Annotated in this window: 18 protein-coding genes; 10 read left to right on the forward strand and 8 right to left on the reverse strand. The window is 39.9% G+C overall.

Translation table 11 applies throughout. The annotated features are described in order from the left end of the window. Positions 1-100 precede the first annotated feature (100 nt). The 5 genes from FLJC2902T_RS00925 to FLJC2902T_RS00945 all read left to right on the forward strand — a co-directional run bounded on the left by FLJC2902T_RS00925 (position 101) and on the right by FLJC2902T_RS00945 (position 7,588). A complete protein-coding gene (locus FLJC2902T_RS00925; protein ID WP_023577900.1) occupies positions 101-2,851 on the forward strand; it encodes a TonB-dependent receptor in 2,751 nt (916 codons plus the stop codon). Positions 2,852-3,036: 185 nt separating this feature from the next. Further along, the gene (locus FLJC2902T_RS00930) at positions 3,037-4,215 is read left to right on the forward strand and encodes a hypothetical protein (protein WP_023577901.1); all 1,179 of its coding nucleotides are present in this window, start codon (positions 3,037-3,039) and stop codon (positions 4,213-4,215) included. Positions 4,216-4,333: 118 nt separating this feature from the next. Further along, complete coding sequence (locus FLJC2902T_RS00935) at positions 4,334-4,678, forward strand: T9SS type A sorting domain-containing protein (protein WP_023577902.1); 345 nt, start codon at positions 4,334-4,336, stop codon at positions 4,676-4,678. A gap of 118 nt (positions 4,679-4,796) precedes the next feature. Continuing rightward, positions 4,797-6,539, forward strand: coding sequence for a T9SS type A sorting domain-containing protein (locus FLJC2902T_RS15670; RefSeq protein ID WP_023577903.1), 1,743 nt, complete (start codon positions 4,797-4,799; stop codon positions 6,537-6,539). 68 nt (positions 6,540-6,607) lie between these two features. Beyond that, positions 6,608-7,588 (forward strand): LuxE/PaaK family acyltransferase, encoded by a 981-nt coding sequence (locus tag FLJC2902T_RS00945; RefSeq protein ID WP_023577904.1) that lies wholly within the window; start codon positions 6,608-6,610, stop codon positions 7,586-7,588. A 131-nt stretch (positions 7,589-7,719) separates the two neighbouring features. Here FLJC2902T_RS00945 and tyrS read toward each other — a convergent pair whose 3' ends face one another. After that, positions 7,720-9,009 carry a tyrosine--tRNA ligase gene (tyrS, locus tag FLJC2902T_RS00950; protein WP_023577906.1) on the reverse strand — a complete coding sequence of 430 codons (1,290 nt, stop codon included), beginning with the start codon at positions 9,007-9,009 and terminating at the stop codon, positions 7,720-7,722. Positions 9,010-9,171: 162 nt separating this feature from the next. Between tyrS and FLJC2902T_RS00955 the strand changes: the two genes are divergently transcribed. Beyond that, positions 9,172-10,167, forward strand: coding sequence for an NAD-dependent epimerase/dehydratase family protein (locus FLJC2902T_RS00955; RefSeq protein ID WP_023577907.1), 996 nt, complete (start codon positions 9,172-9,174; stop codon positions 10,165-10,167). Here FLJC2902T_RS00955 and FLJC2902T_RS00960 read toward each other — a convergent pair. From FLJC2902T_RS00960 to FLJC2902T_RS00970, 3 genes are read right to left on the reverse strand one after another with little or no spacing between them, the layout of a single operon-like run. Continuing rightward, the gene (locus tag FLJC2902T_RS00960; protein WP_023577908.1) at positions 10,142-10,531 is read right to left on the reverse strand and encodes a DUF4296 domain-containing protein; all 390 of its coding nucleotides are present in this window, start codon (positions 10,529-10,531) and stop codon (positions 10,142-10,144) included. The two genes, FLJC2902T_RS00955 and FLJC2902T_RS00960, sit on opposite strands and share 26 nt — an antisense overlap. A 9-nt stretch (positions 10,532-10,540) precedes the next feature. Beyond that, positions 10,541-11,881 carry a dihydroorotase gene (locus tag FLJC2902T_RS00965; protein WP_023577909.1) on the reverse strand — a complete coding sequence of 447 codons (1,341 nt, stop codon included), beginning with the start codon at positions 11,879-11,881 and terminating at the stop codon, positions 10,541-10,543. A gap of 4 nt (positions 11,882-11,885) precedes the next feature. After that, entirely contained in the window at positions 11,886-12,608 is a 723-nt protein-coding gene (locus FLJC2902T_RS00970; RefSeq protein ID WP_023577910.1) for a polyprenol monophosphomannose synthase, read from the reverse strand. Positions 12,609-12,801: 193 nt separating this feature from the next. On the opposite strand from FLJC2902T_RS00970, the gene FLJC2902T_RS00975 reads away from it, so the two are divergent. Together FLJC2902T_RS00975 and FLJC2902T_RS00980 are read left to right on the forward strand one after the other, a co-directional pair. Next, positions 12,802-13,467, forward strand: coding sequence for a DUF4271 domain-containing protein (locus FLJC2902T_RS00975; RefSeq protein WP_035676832.1), 666 nt, complete (start codon positions 12,802-12,804; stop codon positions 13,465-13,467). 22 nt (positions 13,468-13,489) lie between these two features. Then, complete coding sequence (locus tag FLJC2902T_RS00980) at positions 13,490-14,248, forward strand: uroporphyrinogen-III synthase (protein ID WP_035676604.1); 759 nt, start codon at positions 13,490-13,492, stop codon at positions 14,246-14,248. A gap of 168 nt (positions 14,249-14,416) precedes the next feature. Here the strand turns inward: FLJC2902T_RS00980 and pckA are convergent, their stop codons facing one another. Further along, positions 14,417-16,030, reverse strand: coding sequence for a phosphoenolpyruvate carboxykinase (ATP) (gene pckA, locus FLJC2902T_RS00985; protein ID WP_035676834.1), 1,614 nt, complete (start codon positions 16,028-16,030; stop codon positions 14,417-14,419). A gap of 78 nt (positions 16,031-16,108) precedes the next feature. Then, positions 16,109-16,498, reverse strand: a complete 390-nt coding sequence (locus FLJC2902T_RS00990; protein WP_023577914.1) for a DUF423 domain-containing protein — start codon at positions 16,496-16,498, stop codon at positions 16,109-16,111. 122 nt (positions 16,499-16,620) lie between these two features. On the opposite strand from FLJC2902T_RS00990, the gene FLJC2902T_RS00995 reads away from it, so the two are divergent. Next, the gene (locus FLJC2902T_RS00995) at positions 16,621-17,973 is read left to right on the forward strand and encodes a saccharopine dehydrogenase family protein (protein ID WP_023577915.1); all 1,353 of its coding nucleotides are present in this window, start codon (positions 16,621-16,623) and stop codon (positions 17,971-17,973) included. 31 nt (positions 17,974-18,004) lie between these two features. Here FLJC2902T_RS00995 and FLJC2902T_RS15675 read toward each other — a convergent pair whose 3' ends face one another. Then, positions 18,005-18,634: a cytochrome b family protein gene (locus tag FLJC2902T_RS15675; RefSeq protein ID WP_023577916.1), complete on the reverse strand. Its 630-nt coding sequence runs from the start codon at positions 18,632-18,634 to the stop codon at positions 18,005-18,007. 182 nt (positions 18,635-18,816) lie between these two features. Between FLJC2902T_RS15675 and FLJC2902T_RS01005 the strand changes: the two genes are divergently transcribed. Further along, on the forward strand, positions 18,817-19,287 hold the full coding sequence (locus tag FLJC2902T_RS01005) for an Lrp/AsnC ligand binding domain-containing protein (RefSeq protein WP_023577917.1): 471 nt from the start codon (positions 18,817-18,819) through the stop codon (positions 19,285-19,287). A 229-nt stretch (positions 19,288-19,516) separates the two neighbouring features. Here FLJC2902T_RS01005 and FLJC2902T_RS01010 read toward each other — a convergent pair whose 3' ends face one another. Continuing rightward, entirely contained in the window at positions 19,517-20,212 is a 696-nt protein-coding gene (locus FLJC2902T_RS01010; RefSeq protein WP_023577918.1) for a zinc metallopeptidase, read from the reverse strand. Positions 20,213-20,254 lie beyond the last annotated feature (42 nt).

Consider the following 20,254-nt stretch of genomic DNA (forward strand, 5'->3'; position numbering starts at 1 on the left):
GTAACAATTTGATAATAAAATTTAAACAAAAGCATAACAGGCGAATAACCTCGAATTAACGTGTTGGAAGTTCCTTTGCGGAAAATTAAACAACACGAAAATGAAACTTAACTTTTTAGTAACTACTCTTTTATTTACACTTATTTCTTTTGCACAAAAGGGAACGGTTACAGGTACCATTACGGACAAGGACATGAACAATGAAGCGCTTCCTTTTGCCACCGTAATGATCAAAGGAACCACTAATGGCATTAACACAGACGAACAAGGCAACTATACGCTTTCCGTTTCCGAGGGAAATCACGTTTTACTAATTTCCTTTTTAGGATACGAAAGTGCGGAAATCCCTTTTACCATTAAAAGCGGAGAAACAAAAACAATAAACCAGGCTTTGGGCTCTAAAGGAGTGGAACTTCAGGATGTGGTTATTAAGGTGGAACAAAACCGCGAAAAAGAAACCGCCCTTTTGGTGGAACAGAAAAAAGCGGTAGAAATCAAACAGACCATCGGAGCACAGGAACTTTCCCGAAAAGGGGTTACCGATGTAGCTACAGCTGTTACCAAAACAACAGGAATCACAAAACAAGAAGGCTCAGGAAATATTTATGTACGTGGTTTGGGAGACCGCTACAATTCAACAACCATGAACGGTTTGCCTATTCCCTCCAACGATCCGGAGAAGAAAAACATTAAACTTGAAATCTTTCCTACCGACATTGTTGAATCGGTTTCCATCGACAAAGTTTACAACGGGAAAATATTCGGTGACTTTGCCGGCGGGAATGTGGACATCACTTCTAAAAACATCAAAGGAAAAGACCTTTTAAAATTAGACATCGGTGCCGGTGCCAATTCAAATGCCGTTAAGGAAGACAACTTTTTGCTTTTGAAAGGATACCGCGCTTCCGGATTCAGTAATCCTGCAAATCCGTCAACCATCAACACGTATGATTTTAACACGTTACAACTTGAAGGAAATGCCCCTTTTTCGGGTTCGTTAGGACTTTCGGGAGGAAAAGCTTTCAATATCGGATCGGAAGGAAAACTGAGCTTGTTCGGAACAGGATCTTTCGGAAACGAATACACCTCAAAAAGAGACGGATATGCCAAAGGCGGTGTGAACGGTGATGCTAGTTTAATCAATAAAGATTTTGAGACGTATTCTTCGATCGGATACAACACGAACACTACCGGATTGGCAAACATCGGATACAAAATAAACAGAAACAACAAAATCAGTTTCAACTCGGTTTTCATTAACTCATCCAAACAAACCAAAGACGAGTATTACGGTTATGTAGCCGATTTGGCCAATGACGGTAACGGACTGATACGTCGTTTACAATATGAAAAAAACACGCTTTTCGTAAACCAATTATTGGGTGAACATACTTTCAGCGAACGAATCAAAGCCACTTGGGGTATTGCCCGAAATTCAATTGACGGAGACATGCCGGACAGGGCTACCAACAGTTTCAGAAGCACCGACGCCGGTTATCAGATCATTTCACAATCCGCTCCAGACAACAACCGTTATTTCCAAAGACTGGAGGAAACCGAAAATGTAGCCAATGCCGCCATCGACTATAAATTCAAAAAAGACGAAAACAACGATTTCAAAGGAAGAATAACCTTGGGATACAATGGCCGTTCAAAAAACAGAACTTTTGAAGCCACTCAGTTTAACTTTAAAACAGCCAGTTCTTATTTAACCACCATTGTAGATATCAACAATCTGGATACGTTCTACAATCAGGAAAATTATGCTGCCGGTGTTTTCGAAATTTCCACCTATTCCGGTGGGCCTGACGATGCAAATGCTTTGGATCCGCAAAAATATACCGGTGACCAATCTATTCATGGAGGATATTTAAACACCGAATACAAATTCAGCAATAAATTCACGGCTTCATTAGGATTGAGAGGAGAAAACATCTATCAGAAAGTAAAATGGAAAACGCAGCTGGATCCTATTGGTGATGAGGACGACTTTAACAAAACCACATTCTTACCGAGTCTGATCGTAAAATATGAGGTAAACGACAAACAAAATTTACGCTTTGGCGCAAGTAAGACATATACATTACCGCAATTTAAGGAAAGAGCCATGTTCGTATATGAAGATATCACGGAAGTTAAAATCGGTAACAAGGATTTATACCCTTCCGATAATTACAATGTGGATGTGAAATGGGAATATTTCCCTAAGGCTGAAGAAGTGATTTCGGTGGGCGCTTTCGGTAAATACATTCTGAATCCGATAAATGAAATCACCATCGCGTCATCAACCAATGATATCTCTTTCGTAAACACCGGAAATAACGGATATGTAGCGGGAATTGAGGCCGAAATAAGAAAAACAATATTGGGCTTCGGCGAGAACGACACCCAAAAATTAACCGCTGGCCTAAACGCTTCCTATATGTATACCACTCAGGAACTGGACAGCAAAAAGGTGGAAGACGAAACAATTTACCAGGCCATTTTTACCAACAGTAAAGCGGCATTCACGGGAGCATCACCATTACTGCTCAATACCGACGTTTCTTTCTTAAAGGAATGGAACAATAAAGACAGTAACATTTCGGCAACACTTGCTTATTCCTATTTCTCGGATCGACTGTATGCTATCGGAACAAACATGAAAGGAGATCAGGTGGATAAGGCTGTCGGAGCACTGGATTTTATTTTCAAATCTAAAATCAACAAAAATCTTGGATTGGGATTATCCGCCAAAAACCTTCTGAATCCTAAAATAGAAAGAGTTCAGGAAAATGCGAACGGCGATGTAACCCTGTTATCATATACTAAAGGAATTAATTTTGGTATCGGACTTAATTATCAGTTTTAAAAACAACCAAAGAGCGGCAATTGTCGCTCTTTTTATTTACCGAAAACTTTTGTTTACATGCGTAACATTCACTTAATACAAAACAGGGCAGAAGTTAAAACAAAGTTCATAATCGCTTAACGCTCATTAAACAAACATAAAGCAATTTTGCCTCAGAAACATAACTATTAAAATCAAACAAGAAAATGAAAAAATCATTCTTAAAATTATTCGGACTTTTGGCCATGTCGGCTGCCGTATTAACAAGTTGTTCAAAAGAAGATGACGAACCAACACCACCGTCTTCCTCTTTCGTTGCCGATGCCACTAACTTCCAAGGAACAATTAACGACGGAACAGTTACTTTAAACTCAACTTTAGTTTACAAATTAACTGGTAAAATCCAAGTAAATTCCGGAGCCACTTTAATCATTCCTGCCGGAACAAAAATTGAAGGCATGAACGGAACAAGCTCTTATATTGCAGTAGCTCAAGGCGGAAAAATAAATGTGTTGGGAACAGCTTCCAGTCCGGTTGTCTTTACCAGCGGAAAAACAAACAAAGCGCCTGGTGACTGGGGCGGATTGGTAATCTGTGGAAAAGCGCCAATCAATATCGGTTCCACAACCGCACAATCAGAAGTTGCCGATTTAACTTACGGAGGCACAATTTCAAACGACAATTCAGGAGTACTTCAATATTTAAGAATTGAATATGCCGGTGCTGCTTTTAACGCAACAAAAGAATTTAACGGTATTTCGTTCTTTGGAGTAGGTTCCGGAACAGTTGTAGAAAACGTAGAAGCATATCATGGTGCTGATGATGGTTTCGAATTCTTCGGTGGAACGGTAAACACAACAAAACTGGTTTCTATCGGTAACGAAGACGATCAGTTTGACTGGACAGAAGGATGGAACGGTACGAATTCTAACTGGTACGGGAAATTAGATTTCGGAAAAGGAAACAGAGGAATCGAAGCAGACAACTATGAGTTTAACTTTGACGCTTCTCCTACCTCGAACCCTACCATTTCAAACATTACCCTAATAGGCCCTGGAAGTACTGCAGATGCTAATATTTACACAGAAAATCAGGCATTCAAATTAAGAAGAGGAACTAAAGGAATCTTTAGCAACATCTTTATTAAAGATTTTAAAGTTGGATTCGATGTGGAACACGACCAGACAATTGCCTATGTTGCTAACCAGACATTAAAAGCAACAGCCGCTAAATTTGACGGTATCGCAACAAACACTAAAGGAAAGAAAACCGATGCGTCATCATCAGACGTTAGTGGTATTGCTACCCTTTCAGACACAGCTACAGGTGCAGGAAACGGTGCAGCTGCTCCTTCATGGACAGCACAATGGACAGTAGGTTTCTAATCTGAAAATACTCTAAAAAAACAAGAAAAGCGTCCTTAATTTGAGGACGCTTTTTTTACAACTATTTTTGGCACATATTTTGAAAATATTTTTATATCTTTACGCAATATTAGTTCACATGAAGAAAAATTACTTTAATATTATTCTTATCGCCGTTTTCCTGTTCTCCATGAGCGTTGCTGCTCAGGAAGGCAAGACGGCATCGTCTGTGAACAAAACCCAAGAAAACACCATTGAAGGTTTAAGCATCTACCCCAACCCAACCAGCGGGGATAAGATTTACATTGTTTCCAAATTATCTCTCGATAAGGAAGTTGAAATTTTTGATGTACTTGGTAAACGAATCCTTCAGACTACAATCAGTTCTAAAGAACTTAATATCGGCAACCTCAACGCCGGTGTTTACATCATCAAAATAAAAGAGGGTGATGCTTCAGCAACAAGAAAGCTGATTGTTAAATAATTGCAACGCAATTAATCTTTATTTTAATCTTTATTTTAATCTTTATTTCATATAGAAAAGTTTTACAATCTGTAAATACTTGTTATATTTGTCGTCCAATTTTTAATTTCAATCAAAAATGAAACAAATTTACACTTTATTGTTAACTTTAGTAGTTAGCACGCTTTCCTTTGGACAAACGTTCTATTCTGAGAATATGGGAGTACCGACTGGAACTACAGCTATAGCAGCCTATGCAGCTCAAACAGCGCCTGCTACTTTCCAAAATTCCACACCAATTGTATATTCCGGAACAGGAACTGCAAGAGCTACATCATCTTCATCATATACCGGTGCTTCGGGTGGTGGAAACATATTCTTAACCGTAACCTCTTCTGTAGGTAATTTTTTTCAAATCGACGGATTAAACACTTCCAGCCACAATGCAGCAGACATTCAGTTGTCTTTCGGATACCTGACGAACGCTACATCCACACACCTTGTAGTGGAACAAAGTACGAATGGCGGAACAAACTGGACCCCGATTACATACACCCAGAACACTACTACTTCATGGAATTTAGTTACGGTAACCGGAGGACAAATCCCTTCATCAGCAACATTATCATTACGATTTACAAATCCTTCAACCACTTCTGCTCAAATGCGTCTTGATGATGTGAAATTAACAAACGTTTCCTCATCATGTAGTTTAGCCCCAGGAACACCTACAGCGGTTTGCGATGCCAACACCCTGACTTTAGACACTTATACCGCCACAATCCCATACGTAGGAGCAGGAAATGCAACTTATACCATAAACACATCAACAGGAACCGTTGGAGGAGACAACCCAACCTCTGTTGCAGCCGGAAATATAATTATTAACGGGATTCCGGAAGACACCGACATTACCGTTACTATTACAGGCGGGACTTGTAACATAGTAGTACCGATAACATCACCACACTGTATAACGGCCAATTCTTTACCTTACAACGAGTCTTTCAACTATACTCCTGCTACGGTTTTAAGTTCTACACAAATGTGGAGTCCGTTTTCTACAGGTGACGATATCGTAGTGACTTCAGGTAACCTATCATATCCCGGCATCACTTCATCCGGAAATTCTGTAACTTTTATTGGCACAGGCAGAGACGCAAGAACACCTTTAACAACTGTGTCTACTGGAACCATTTATGCTTCATTTATAGTAAACATAACAGACGTTTCAACTGTTGTAAACGACTTAACAGACGTTACTTATTTTGCATTATTTGACCAAAGCACCTCCAATTTCACCGACGCAAGATTATGGCATAGAAGAAACGGGACACAATCTCAATTTGGTGTATCCACAAGTAACACCACTGCATCAGTAATATGGTCTCCAAACTTGCACACTCCCGGAACTCCAGTATACCTATCATTTGGATATGATTTCGCAACACAGATCGTAACTTTAACTGAAAACCCAACCATTGGAGGCTCAGCAGTTCCTTCTGTTTATGCAACTTTAGCCGCTCCAATTTCATCTATCGGTGGTTTTGCTCTTCGTCAGGATTCAACGAACGCTACGCCAAACCTTATCATAGACGAGTTGAGAATTGCCACTACTCCTAACTTTACGTTATCGACAACAAGCTTTGACAACATTTTAGGACTAAACATCTACCCTAACCCTACTAACGACATCTTACACATCGCTACAACAGCAAACAGCGTTAAAACTATTGCTATTTATGATGTTGTTGGAAAACAGGTTTTAAACACTACCACTTCAAACGAAGTAATCAACGTTTCAAGTTTAAACAAAGGTGTTTACATGGTTAAAATCACTGAAGAAGGAAAAACTGCTACAAGAAAATTAGTAGTAAAATAATTCTTTTTACCCGCATAAAGAAAGCATCAGCGAAAGTTGGTGCTTTTTTATTTTTGTACATTTGCCTCATGTTATCAACGTCCGACATCTTTCATATCGCCTCCAAAAAAGAGTTTGAAAAAATCACTCTTAAGGTATTTCGTTACCAATACGACAACAATTTGGTGTATCAAAAATTTTGCGACTTACTGAAGAAAAACAAAACGAACGTAAAATCCATTGCTGAAATTCCGTTTTTACCGATACAGTTTTTCAAAACACACGATGTTGTAAGTTCCACCGAACCCATACAAATCACTTTTACCAGTAGTGGAACCACCGGCATGACCACCAGCCGTCATTTGGTAACCGATTTGAATTTCTACGAGGAAAGTTTCCGACTGGGATTTTCGCAATTCTACGGAAACATAGAAGATTATGTGGTTTTGGCCCTGCTCCCTTCTTATCTGGAACGCGAAGGTTCGTCTTTAATCTATATGGCAAAAGACCTGATTGAATGCTCCAACCAACCGGACAGCGGTTTTTACCTGCACAATTACAGCGAACTTACAGAAAAACTCATCGCTCTCGATGAATCAGGTCAAAATGTGATTCTGATTGGTGTAACTTACGCTTTACTGGATTTGATTGAGAAACAAAACTTCCAACTAAAGAACACCATCATCATGGAAACCGGCGGCATGAAAGGCAAACGCAAGGAAATTATCCGCGAAGAACTGCATGACATTCTCTGCAATGGTTTCGGTGTTTCCAAAATCCATTCCGAATACGGGATGACCGAACTGCTATCGCAGGCCTATTCCCTAGGTGACGGGGTTTTCGAATGTCCGCCCTGGATGGAAATCCTCATTCGCGATACCGAAGACGCTTTAAGTTACGTCGCTGAAGGAAAAACCGGAGGCATCAACGTAATTGACCTGGCCAATCTGAATTCGTGTTCATTCATCGCTACACAAGATTTGGGTAAAAAATATCCCAACCATTCTTTTGAAGTATTGGGACGTTTTGATAATTCCGATATTCGGGGTTGCAATCTGATGGTATTATAAAGTTTATTCGGCGATTTGATTTTTCGCAAAACAACGCACCGATTTCATAAAAAGAAAAATTCGTGAATTCGTGGCGTTAAAATTTTATGTACCACGAATTCACGAATAAAAAAATAATATTATTCTACTATTTATTTCACTTTAATTACATAATAATTCTTCTTCCCTTTTTGCAAAAGCAGGAACTGATTATTGATCAGATCTTTCGAGGAAATCATGTAGTCTTCCGCCACTTTTTCCTTATTCAGAGAAATGGCGTTTTGTTTCAGCTCTCTGCGGGCATCACTATTGGAAGCCAGAAAATTGGTTTTGGCAGCAAGGGCGGCAATCATATCCAAACCGGTTTCAATATCCGTCATCGACAATTCCGCTTGCGGCACTCCTTCAAAAACTTCCAAGAATGTTTTTTCATCCAATTTCTTTAGCTCATCCATTGACGGACTGAAGAAAGCTTGGGAAGCCGCAATGGCATTATTCAAATCTTCCTGAGAATGAACCATCACAGTGATTTCTTCCGCCAAACGTTTCTGCAACACTCTTAAATGTGGCGCCTCATTGTGTTCCGCTATTAATTTTTCAATGGTTTCCTTATCTAAAAACGTGAAAATTTTGATGTATTTTTCCGCATCAACATCCGAAGTATTTAACCAATATTGGTAAAATTTGTACGGAGAAGTTCTTTCGGCATCCAACCAGATATTTCCGCCTTCCGACTTTCCGAATTTCGTACCATCCGCTTTTGTAATTAACGGACAAGTTAATGCATACGCTTTTCCGCTTTCAATACGACGCACCAATTCCGTTCCCGTGGTGATATTTCCCCACTGATCGCTTCCCCCCATTTGCAACGTACATTTTTTTGCTCTGTACAAATGTAAAAAGTCATATCCCTGAACCAACTGATACGTAAATTCCGTAAAGGACATTCCTTCAGCCGTTTCACCGGTTAATCGTTTCTTCACCGAATCTTTTGCCATCATGTAATTCACGGTGATGTGTTTCCCGACATCGCGAATGAAGTCCAAAAACGAGAACTCTTTCATCCAGTCGTAATTATTCACCAATTCGGCCGCATTTGACGCATCGGATGTAAAATCCAAAAATCGCGACAATTGCCCCTTAATGGCGTCCTGATTGTGACGCAAGGTAGCCTCATCCAATAAATTTCTTTCATTGGACTTCCCAGACGGATCCCCAATCATACCAGTTGCTCCGCCAACAAGCGCCAATGGTTTGTGTCCGCTTAACTGAAAATGCTTCAGCAGCATCACGCCTACCAGGTGTCCTATATGCAATGAATCGGCAGTTGGATCAATGCCCACATACGCCACACGCATCTGCTCCAACAAATGTTCTTCCGTGCCTGGCATTACGTCGTGGAGCATTCCTCTCCAAGTCACTTCTTCAATAAAATTCTTCATGTCTGTATTCAATTTACTTTCGTCAGTTCCGCCATTTAGGCTCCGTGTTCGCAAAGATAAAATTTATTGTTGATTTGGATATTCGTTTGTACGGATATTTGGGCGTTTGGTTATCCGAAAAAAAATTACGTTTCATGAATTCATTATTCGTAATTTCGCCATATGATATTAGTCACAGGCGGAACAGGATTGGTAGGTGCACATCTCCTACTGCATTTGCTTCAGGAAAATGAAGCGGTTCGTGCCATATATCGAAGTACCGCTTCCACAGAAAAAACAAAACGTCTTTTTCAAACCGAAAACAAGGCGTATCTGTTTGATAAAATCGAATGGGTTCCGGCCGACATCACCGATATTCCTGCCTTGGAAAAGGCTTTTGAAAACATCAGTCAGGTCTATCATTGTGCCGCCCTGATTTCTTTTGATTCCCGTGACGAAGACCAACTCCGCAAAATCAACATCGAAGGAACCGCCAATGTGGTGAATTGCTGCATCGACTTCAAGGTGAAAAAACTTTGCCATGTCAGCTCCATTGCCGCTTTGGGTGACGCAAAAGAAGGCGAAAAAATAATAACCGAAGAAACCGAATGGAATCCGGAAAAAAATCACGGCGATTATGCCCTGACAAAATTCGGAGCCGAAACTGAGGTTTGGAGAGGTGCTCAGGAAGGTCTTGACGTTGTGGTTGTTAATCCGGGGGTGATTTTCGGAAAAGGATTTGGCGCTGCCGGAAGTGGTGAGTTACTCCAAAAGATTCATAACGGTTTCCCTTTTTACACCAAAGGTTCCACCGGAATTACCGCCGTAGAAGATGTGGTAAATGTAATGATGCAGTTAATGAAAAGCGACATTAGCGGTGAACGTTTTACGATTGTATCCGAAAATGTCATTCTGCAAAATCTCTTAAACGACATAGCCGACAGCATGCAGAAAAAAAGGCCTTACATTTATGCAAGACCTTATATGACTTCTCTTTATTGGCGGGCGGATTGGTTGTTTTCGAAACTATTCTGCAGAAAAAGACGTTTTACACGAGCTACAGCAAAAGCCTCACATTCTACTGAAATCTACAACAACTCCAAGGTAATCAATCATCTGAATTACACATTTCAACCGATGAAAACCTATGTTTCTACTGTATCGCTGGCGTATAAGTAGGCGCTAATTCTTTACCGGTTTCTTTTACCGTCTGTTCGTCAAGTCCCTTCTTATTTGCTTCTATTTTTTCTACCACTTTCTTAAACATTTTCTGATAATGGTGAGGATCAGCTGCATAATAACGGTTACTTTGCGCAAACGATATACTGTCGATATTATATTTCTTATAAATCATTTCGTTCACTTTGACATTATTCTGAGAGAACTCCACCGGATTTAAATTTTCTGCCGACTGTAACACGGTCAGATCATACAAAATATCAACCATCATTTCTTCACTCAAAAGATTTTCCGGTTTTTCAATCGCGCCGTTACCGCAACTCAGAGCAGCAAACAAAACAAAAAACAATGCTATTTTCTTCATATTATCTGTTTATCTGTCGAATAATAAACGTTGTCCGAAACAAGCTTCTTTAACTTTTGCGTTGGCATAAACCAATTGCCCGTTAACAAACGTATGCGAAATTCTTGATTTAAAGTTAACCCCTTCAAAAGGAGACCAACCGCATTTATACAGAACATTATCCTTATTTACGTTCCAAGGCAATGCGGTGTTAACAATAGCCAAATCCGCATAATATCCTTCACGGATAAAGCCTCTTTTTTCGATTTTGAAAATTTTAGCCGGGTTGTGGGCCATTTTTTCAACGATTTTCTCTACCGAAATTTTCCCTTGCAAATGAGCTTCAAACATAGCCACCACCGAATGCTGTACCAATGGACCACCCGAAGGCGCGCTGGTGTACGGTTGCTGTTTTTCTTCCCAGGTATGAGGAGCATGATCGGTTGCGATTACGTCGATCCGGTCGTCTAGTAACGCTTTCCATAATCCGTCCTTATCGGCTTGTGTTTTTACGGCAGGATTCCATTTGATCAGGGTTCCTTTGGTATCGTAGTCGGCATCGGTAAACCAAAGATGGTGCACACAAACTTCTGCCGTTATCTTTTTATCTTCCAGTGGAATTTTATTGGTAAACAAGTCCGTTTCTTTTGCCGTCGAAACATGGAAAATATGCAAACGAGCCCCTGTTTTCTGCGCTAATGCAACCGCTTTGGAAGACGACAGGTAACAAGCCTCCTCACTTCGGATCAAGTGATGGAACTTCATTGGAATATTATCGCCGTATTCTGCTTTATAACGCTCCAAATTGGCTTTTATGGTAGCTTCATCTTCGCAATGTACCGCGATTAACATGGGCGTACTTGAAAAAATCTTCTCCAGCACTTCTTCGTTATCCACCAACATGTTTCCGGTGGAAGAACCTAAGAAAAGTTTAATTCCGGCCACATTACGCGGATTGGTTTTTAAAACTTCTTCCAGATTATCATTGGTTCCACCCATCATGAACGAGTAATTGGCATAGGAACTTTGTGAAGCGATTTGGTATTTCTGCTCCAGTAATTCCTGCGTCACAGCGTTTGGAACCGTATTTGGCTGTTCAATAAACGATGTCACCCCTCCGGCAACCGCAGCACGGGATTCGGAAGCAATGGTACCTTTGTGTGTCAGTCCGGGTTCACGAAAATGCACCTGATCATCGATAGCGCCCGGAATCAAATAATTTCCTTCCGCGTCAATAACCTGGGAAAAAGAAGACTTGTGACTGATGTCGGTTCCGATTTCTTTAATGAATTCGCCTTCAATAAGCACATCGCCTTCAAAAATTACTCCTTCATTTACAATCTTCGCGTTTTTAATTAATGTAGAATTCATGCTTTTATAATCTGTTGAATATTTTTCTGATTCGTAAGGAAATAACTCCGAATATGGCTTCCTTAATAATGGCGTTACTCATTTTGGAGTGGCCTTTGGTCCGGTCCGTAAAAATGATGGGGACTTCGACAATTTTGAATTTATTGATGAACGTTCGGTACTTCATCTCTATCTGAAACGCATACCCAATAAACTTTATTTTATCTAGATTAATAGTTTCAAGCACCTTTCTTTTATAACAAACGAAACCTGCCGTTGCATCGTGAATCCGCATCCCCATGATAAAATCAACATATACCGATGCGAAATACGACATCAAAACACGGTTAAGCGGCCAGTTCACTACATTCACTCCGGTCACATAACGCGATCCGATGGACATATCCGCTCCGTTGACACAAGCTTCATGTAATCGTTCCAAATCTTTGGGGTTATGTGAGAAATCGGCATCCATCTCGAAAATATAGTCAAAACCATTTTCCAACGCCCATTTGAATCCGTGAACGTATGCCGTACCCAAACCTGCTTTTTTGGCGCGTTTTTCAATATGAAGACGCTCCGGAAATTCCTCCTGAAGTTCCTCCACTTTGGCAGCGGTGCCGTCGGGCGAGTTGTCATCCACAATTAAAACGTGAAAAGGTGTAGTAAGAGAAAACACCGCGCGAACGATGGGTTCAATGTTTTCAATTTCGTTATAAGTAGGAATAATGACTACGCCGGTGCTCATTTAATCTAAATTTACCTGCAAAAATACATTATTTCTATCGCTGTATTCATAATAAAATTATAATAAATTACCTTTTTGTTATGATTCCATTACGCACCTAGGTTAATAAGCAAGCAGCATGCACTTTTTATTTCCGAAACCGAAATTGCAACCTGTGTATTTCATAGCAAAATTTAGTATTTTTACATCCGCTATGATGGATTTACTATTTACCGAACGGGTTGTTGAAAGCAAAGACTGGGCTACTGTGCTGTTTGTCCTATGTTTTGCCGTGCTTGCCATTAACCGCTCTGTTTTTGAAGTTCGATTTTCCGAATTTGTTAAAATTGCCATTTCGGACAAATATTTAAAAATATACAAAGACAGCGGAAATATGAACAGTTGGTTTACCATCTCCATGTTTCTGATACAGTTGATTTCGTTTGCCTTTTTAATTCAAATCACACTGAGTTACTTCGAAATGACCACTAAAACCAACTGGATAAGCTATATTCAGATAGTTACCTTATTGGGCGTTTTCATACTTTCCAAGTACCTTATCGAAAAAATTATTGCCACAACCTTCAATATTGAAGAGTTTAACGAACAGTTTAATTTACAGAAAGTTAACTATCGAACCTACATCGGTCTTTTAATTTTACCAGTTAACATTCTGCTTTTCTACAACGATTTTTTGTCAAAAACACTGCTTCTTGTCATAATTTCAATCATTTTGATAATTAACATGATAACATACTTCTTTTCATTAAAGAATTATCAAAACTTAATCCTTAGCAAGTTCTTTTATTTTATTTTGTATCTTTGCGCACTTGAAATAGCGCCCTATTATTTCATGTACTATTGGTTTACAAAAAGTTAGAATAATTGATTTTATTTAAAATATGAAAGTGAAAACTATCTTGGTTTCTCAACCAGAGCCTAAAGTGGAGAATTCACCGTACTTTGAACTACAGCAAAAACTGAAGATCAAAGTTGACTTCAGACCTTTTATTCACGTAGAGGGCGTTCCGGCCAAAGAAGTTCGAGCACAAAAAATCGACTTAAACAACTTTACAGCGATTATCTTAACCAGCAAAAACTCGGTGGATCATTTCTTCAGAGTTGCCGAAGAGATGCGCTACAAAGTACCGGAAGACCTGAAATATTTCTGCCAATCGGAAGCCATAGCTTTCTATTTACAGAAGTACGTGGTGTATCGCAAACGTAAAATTTATGTGGGTCAGAAAGACTTTGTCGATTTGTCACCGCTTATCAAAAAATACAAAGACGAAAAATTCCTTTTACCGTCATCCGATCAATTGAATGCGGACGTACCGCAAACACTGAACGGTTTAAAAGTAAACTGGGTACCGGGAACATTCTACAGAACCGTAATGAGCGATCTTTCAGACTTAAAAGACGTTTATTATGATGTATTGGCTTTCTTTAGCCCGACAGGAATTAAATCGTTATTCAAAAACTTCCCTGATTTCGTGCAGAACAATACGCGAATTGCCGTATTCGGTAGCACTACCCAGAAAGAAGCTTTAGATCACGGTTTAAGAGTGGATATTATGGCGCCAACGCCGGAAACTCCTTCCATGACGATGGCTCTGGAAAAATACATTGTTAAAGCCAATAAGGAATCTAAGGAAAAATAACATTACCTATACAATATACTAAAGCAGCCGATTGGCTGCTTTTTTTTATTCCCATTTTAAAAACATAAAGCTTCCAACCTTTAAAAAACCGGAAGCTTTAAATTAACGAAAAACAAAAAAAAACCACTTCTTACGAAGTGGTTTTTTCTATATAAAACTCTTATCAGATTACAATTGAGGCCCAGCCTTAACAAGGTTTTTACCTTCTTCGTTATCCGTATACTGTACGAAGTTTTTAACAAATCTTCCCGCCAAATCTGTAGCTTTTTCAGCCCAATCAGAAGCATCGGCATACGTATTTCTCGGATCAAGAATTTCGGCATTCACACCTTCTAAAGCCGTTGGCACTTCCAAATTGAAGATCGGAACGATTTGCGTATCCGCTTTTTCCAACGAACCATCAAGGATTCTATCGATAATAGCACGCGTATCTTTAATGGAAATACGTTTTCCTGTTCCATTCCAGCCTGTATTTACCATATAAGCTGTTGCGTTGTGCTCTTCCATTTTCTTAACCAGTTCTTCTCCGTATTTTGTTGGATGTAAACATAAGAATGCTTTTCCGAAACACGCTGAGAACGTTGGCTCCGGCTGCGTAACACCTCTTTCCGTACCTGCTAATTTAGCCGTAAATCCGGAAAGGAAATAGTATTTTGTTTGCTCCGGAGTTAATTTAGAAACCGGCGGCATTACACCGAAAGCATCTGCTGTTAAGAAGATTACTTTTGAAGCGTGTCCTGCTTTAGAAACCGGCTTAACGATATTTTCAATATGATCGATCGGATACGAAACACGTGTATTTTGTGTTACCGAACCGTCTTTAAAATCAATTACTCCATTCGCATCAAGCGTAACGTTTTCCAACAAGGCATCACGACGAATAGCACCATAAATATCCGGTTCGTTTTCTTTACTTAAATCGATTGTCTTTGCGTAACAACCCCCTTCGAAGTTGAAAACACCGTCATTGTCCCATCCGTGCTCATCGTCACCGATTAATTCACGTTTCGGATCTGTTGATAACGTTGTTTTTCCTGTACCTGACAATCCGAAGAAAACAGCAACATCACCGCCTTTTCCTTTATTGGCAGAACAGTGCATTGACGCAATCCCTCTTAACGGAAGATAATAGTTCATCATAGAGAACAACCCTTTTTTCATCTCACCACCATACCAGGTTCCTCCGATCAACTGAATTTTCTCGGTAAGATTGAAGGCAACATATACTTCAGAATTTAATCCGTGAGCAGCATAATCTTTAAAACTTGTTTTCGATCCGTTCATTACAACGAAATCCGGCTCACCGAAGTTTTCCAATTCCGCTTCCGTAGGACGGATGAACATGTTTTTCACAAAATGCGCCTGCCATGCCACTTCCATAATGAAACGCACTTTCAGACGTGTATCTTCGTTGGCACCGCAAAAAGCATCCACCACAAACAATCTTTTTGAAGAAAGCTGGTTAACCGTAGTTTCCTTTAAGGCATTCCAGGTATCTTGAGTGATTGGCTTATTATCGTTTACCGCTTTGTCTGATGTCCACCAGATTGTATCTTTAGTCACATCATCATTTACAATATATTTATCTTTTGGAGATCTTCCCGTGAATACACCTGTCATTACATTAACCGCACCAAGTTCTGACAATTGCCCTTTTTCAAAACCTTCCAATGCAGGATTCAGTTCTTCATTATATAAGAAATCATAAGACGGATTATAGACAACCTCAACAGTGTTTTTAATTCCGTATTTCTCTAATGAAATTGTTTTGGTAACATTCATAATTAAAATGTGTTGTTTGTTTGTTTTTAAGATTGCAAAAATAAAAAAATTTAATTTCAGATAGGTTTTTTTAACCAATTATTCTGCCTTTCCTCCCCGAATTTTAGCAAAAAGCACAATCCAGCCGGAAATCATTAACAATCCGCCCAACGGGGTTATCGGACCAATGATTTTTGTATTCATCAAAGTTATCGAAGCCGTTGACAACAAATAGATTGAGCCGGAAAAGAAAACAACACCAGCGGAAACCAGCCATAAGATATTTTTTTTCGTTTTCACGGAAATAAGATTGGTTGTTCCGACAAAAAGAAGAAATAAAGCGTGGTACATCTGATAACGCACCCCGGTCTCAAAGGTTGCCAACTCGGTTTCGCCCAAATGTGCCTTAAGACTGTGCGCACCGAAGGCCCCTAAAACAATAGCCACAGCACCCATAAAAGCTGCAACAGCAATAACTTTCTTATCCATAAAATTAAAATTGTGCCCAAAGTTAGCACAATTAAAAGTTAAATAATGAAACTTATCCCGTTTCTGTATGAAAGAATATAACAAATTCTTATTTTCGTGGACTTTTTAAAACAAAACTCCTTATGAGAAACATTCTGATTATAGGAGCGGGTCGTTCGGCGTCGTCGCTTATCAAATATCTTTTGGAAAAATCGGAAAGCGAAAAGCTGCATATCACCATTGGCGATTTGTCTTTGGAATTGGCTCAGAAAAAAACACAAAACCATAAAAATGCCTCGGCAATTGCACTGGACATCTTCAACGAAAACCAACGCAGGGAAGAAATCCAAAAGGCAGACATTGTAATATCAATGCTTCCGGCCCATCTGCACATTGAAGTAGCCAAAGACTGTATCACCTACAAAAAACACATGGTTACCGCCTCCTATATTTCCGATGCGATGCAAAGCCTTGATGCAGCTGCAAAAGAAAACAACCTGATTTTCATGAACGAAATCGGCCTGGATCCGGGAATTGACCATTTGAGTGCCATGAAAGTTCTGGATGAAATCCGCGAAAAAGGAGGAAAAACCATCCTGTTCGAATCCTTCTGTGGCGGCTTGGTCGCTCCGGAATCCGACAACAATCTTTGGAATTACAAGTTTACCTGGGCGCCGAGAAACGTTGTTCTGGCAGGTCAGGGCGGTGCCGCAAAATTCATTCAGGAAGGCACTTACAAATACATTCCATATCACAAATTATTCCGCAGGACCGAATTTCTGGAAGTGGAAGGTTACGGAAAATTTGAAGGTTATGCCAACCGGGATTCTTTAAAATACCGAAGCGTGTACGGATTAAATGATGCCCTTACCGTTTTCAGGGGCACCATCCGTCGTGTGGGATATTCAAAAGCCTGGGACATGTTTGTACAATTAGGCATGACAGACGATTCGTATGCCATTGACAACTCCGAAACAATGAGCTACCGTGAATTCGTTAATTTATTCTTACCTTATCATACAACCGATTCTATAGAAATTAAATTGCGTCACCAATTAAAAATTGATCAGGATGATGTGATGTGGGATAAGTTACTGGAATTGGACTTATTCAACCCGAATAAAATTGTTGGCATCAAAAATGCGACTCCGGCACAAATTCTGGAAAAAATTCTAACAGACAGCTGGACACTGCAGCCCGACGACAAAGACATGATTGTCATGTATCACAAATTTGGTTATGAATTAAACGGCCAAAGAAAACAAATTGATGCTACCATGGTATGCCTTGGCGACGACCAAACCTATACCGCAATGGCAAAAACGGTTGGTTTACCTGTAGCCATGGCAACATTACAAATTCTGAACGGCAATATTAAAACACCTGGTGTTCAATTACCCTTAAACAAAGAAGTATACCTGCCGATTTTAAAAGAACTTGAAGAATACGGTGTTATTTTTAAAGAAAAAGAAGTAGCATACAACGGATACAAATAGCAAAAAGCCCCGCTATGGAGGGGCTTTTTTTTTATGAAACATCAACAAGCATTTTTTTCTGCCTGTTAATTTCGTCCTGCAACTGGCGTCGCAGTTTTTGTTCTCTTTCTATAGCATTGCGTTTAAACAACTCAAATTCGTCTTCCACTTCGGTTAGTTTTTCTTTGGACTGGCGTGTAATACCATTCGCGCTCTTAAATCTTGTAACCAAAAAAACAACGAATATCGACAAGGTCAGGACCAACGTCCACATAATGGCATGATAAAGACTCTTACTTAGCTGCATTCCAAAAAACACAAAGGTTTCATTGCCTGTATCTGAAGTCGACATCCGGGTATTGGCTTTAGCCACTTCATTCTGCAGTTTTTTGATTTCTGAATTCTTGCTTTCAATAATTGCTTTTGAATTCGCCAGATCGCTTTCGTTTCTGGAAAGCAGGGTCATCATATCGGCGTTTAATTCTTCCAACGCGGATTTCGTAACCATTTTTACACCATGTTGTTCAGACGAATTCACCATAATCTGATTCATCTGACTTTCCACCACCTTTTTGGTGATTGGTTTTTCGGGAACGGCTTCTATTTCCTGAGCCGTTGACACAAAGACGGTTAACAGCGATGCCATCACTGTAAAACCTGATTTAAAAGTTAGTTTTTTCATTTTACTAGATTTGGGGGTTAGTAGTAAATTGACAATTTTGGGGAAATTGTTTCACTTATAACGAAACATACTTCCTTATTTAGATGCGTAAATTTTTACAATTTTATAAAAAATAAATCAAAACTCATATTTTTTATTATTTTTGAAACAAAAAACTTAAAATAACTTACATATTTTTAATCATGAAGCCAAATCACCTTCAGACAGAAATCGACGGTATCGACAAACAAATCCTGCGTGATCTGATGGAAGATGCCCGAAAACCCATTTTACAGATTGCCAACAAAATAGGGATTTCCGGTGCCGCGATCCACCAACGCTTACGGAAACTGGAGCAGGCAGGCGTTATTTCGGGATCGAAATTTGTGGTTAACACTAAGGTTTTAGGGTACAGCACCATGGCCTTTGTGGGGATTTATCTGGACAAGGCCGCCCGAAATCCGGAAGCGGTAAAAGAACTGAAAAAAATTCCGGAAGTATTGGAATGCCATTATACCACCGGAAATTGGAGCATCCTGATTAAAATTCTCTGTCGCGATAACGAACATCTGATGCAGTTGCTCAACAAAAAAATTCAGGCGATTGACGGCGTTTCCAGAACAGAAACCTTTATTTCGCTGGATCAGCAGATTGACCGACAGATACAGTTGTAGTTTGCAGTCTCAGTTTGCGGTTAGATCACAGATGGACCATCAGTTCCCTTCCCAGCCCTGACAGAAGTGGAAATCCTGTTATTGCGATTCTTTTCGCAATAACAGATTGTAACGGATGACAGGAATAAGGTATCCCGATAAATCCCGAACCATTCGCTCCCAATTCTCCCGAATGGAAATAAAAAATCCGCTACACTTGTAACGGATCTTGCTTTTATAAACTATTTTCTTAATCCCTTCTGCCAAAAACCTGAAAGGCCCAGTACAAGAGCGATGCCAAGGCTCCTATGGCTGCCACCACGTAGGTTCTTGCGGCCCATTTTAAGGCATCTTCGGCACCGGCATATTCCTGCTGACTTAACATGTTTTTGTTTTTTAGCCAAGCCAATGCGCGGTTACTGGCATCGTATTCCACCGGTAAGGTTATAAAACTGAATGCCGTGGCAATCGCCATCAATACCAAACCGGCAATGGCAATATAAAATCCGAAGCCCATTTTAGCACCGGCACCAAGAATCAGTCCGCCGAAAATCAGCCATTGTGACAATTGAGACGAAACGTTTACCATGGGAACCAATTTGGAACGCAACGTTAACATATCGTAGGCCGCGGCGTGTTGTACGGCGTGACCACATTCGTGTGCTGCCACTGCTGCCGAAGCCGCATTTCGCTCGTTATAAACTGCTTCACTCAGGTTTACCGTTTTGTCAACCGGATTGTAATGATCGGTTAGTCTTCCGGGTGTGGAAATTACTTTTACGTCGTAAATTCCGTTGTCGGCCAGCATTTTCTCGGCGATTTCGGCACCGCTCATACCGTTACGCAGGTGCACCCTCGAATATTCTTCAAACTTACTTTTCAATTTTGAGCTTACCAGAAAACTCACTAAAGCGATACCGCCCAATAAAATATAATATCCTATCATTTTGATTTGTTTTTAATCTGTTAAAGTTACGGAAAGTTCAGC

This window comes from Flavobacterium limnosediminis JC2902 (assembly GCF_000498535.1).
GTDB classification, from domain to species: Bacteria; Bacteroidota; Bacteroidia; order Flavobacteriales; family Flavobacteriaceae; genus Flavobacterium; species Flavobacterium limnosediminis.

Excerpts from the sequence above, each read along its gene's own strand:
- pckA (WP_035676834.1), bottom strand. The coding sequence starts at position 16,030 with ATGAATGTTACCAAAACAATTTCATTAGAGAAATACGGAATTAAAAAC.
- FLJC2902T_RS00945 (WP_023577904.1), top strand. The coding sequence starts at position 6,608 with ATGTTATCAACGTCCGACATCTTTCATATCGCCTCCAAAAAAGAGTTT.
- FLJC2902T_RS00975 (WP_035676832.1), top strand. The coding sequence starts at position 12,802 with ATGATGGATTTACTATTTACCGAACGGGTTGTTGAAAGCAAAGACTGG.
- FLJC2902T_RS00990 (WP_023577914.1), bottom strand. The coding sequence starts at position 16,498 with ATGGATAAGAAAGTTATTGCTGTTGCAGCTTTTATGGGTGCTGTGGCT.
- tyrS (WP_023577906.1), bottom strand. The coding sequence starts at position 9,009 with ATGAAGAATTTTATTGAAGAAGTGACTTGGAGAGGAATGCTCCACGAC.
- FLJC2902T_RS15675 (WP_023577916.1), bottom strand. The coding sequence starts at position 18,634 with ATGAAAAAACTAACTTTTAAATCAGGTTTTACAGTGATGGCATCGCTG.
- FLJC2902T_RS00970 (WP_023577910.1), bottom strand. The coding sequence starts at position 12,608 with ATGAGCACCGGCGTAGTCATTATTCCTACTTATAACGAAATTGAAAAC.
- FLJC2902T_RS00965 (WP_023577909.1), bottom strand. The coding sequence starts at position 11,881 with ATGAATTCTACATTAATTAAAAACGCGAAGATTGTAAATGAAGGAGTA.
- FLJC2902T_RS00980 (WP_035676604.1), top strand. The coding sequence starts at position 13,490 with ATGAAAGTGAAAACTATCTTGGTTTCTCAACCAGAGCCTAAAGTGGAG.
- FLJC2902T_RS01010 (WP_023577918.1), bottom strand. The coding sequence starts at position 20,212 with ATGATAGGATATTATATTTTATTGGGCGGTATCGCTTTAGTGAGTTTT.
- FLJC2902T_RS00960 (WP_023577908.1), bottom strand. The coding sequence starts at position 10,531 with ATGAAGAAAATAGCATTGTTTTTTGTTTTGTTTGCTGCTCTGAGTTGC.
- FLJC2902T_RS00930 (WP_023577901.1), top strand. The coding sequence starts at position 3,037 with ATGAAAAAATCATTCTTAAAATTATTCGGACTTTTGGCCATGTCGGCT.
- FLJC2902T_RS00955 (WP_023577907.1), top strand. The coding sequence starts at position 9,172 with ATGATATTAGTCACAGGCGGAACAGGATTGGTAGGTGCACATCTCCTA.
- FLJC2902T_RS00935 (WP_023577902.1), top strand. The coding sequence starts at position 4,334 with ATGAAGAAAAATTACTTTAATATTATTCTTATCGCCGTTTTCCTGTTC.
- FLJC2902T_RS00925 (WP_023577900.1), top strand. The coding sequence starts at position 101 with ATGAAACTTAACTTTTTAGTAACTACTCTTTTATTTACACTTATTTCT.
- FLJC2902T_RS00995 (WP_023577915.1), top strand. The coding sequence starts at position 16,621 with ATGAGAAACATTCTGATTATAGGAGCGGGTCGTTCGGCGTCGTCGCTT.
- FLJC2902T_RS15670 (WP_023577903.1), top strand. The coding sequence starts at position 4,797 with ATGAAACAAATTTACACTTTATTGTTAACTTTAGTAGTTAGCACGCTT.
- FLJC2902T_RS01005 (WP_023577917.1), top strand. The coding sequence starts at position 18,817 with ATGAAGCCAAATCACCTTCAGACAGAAATCGACGGTATCGACAAACAA.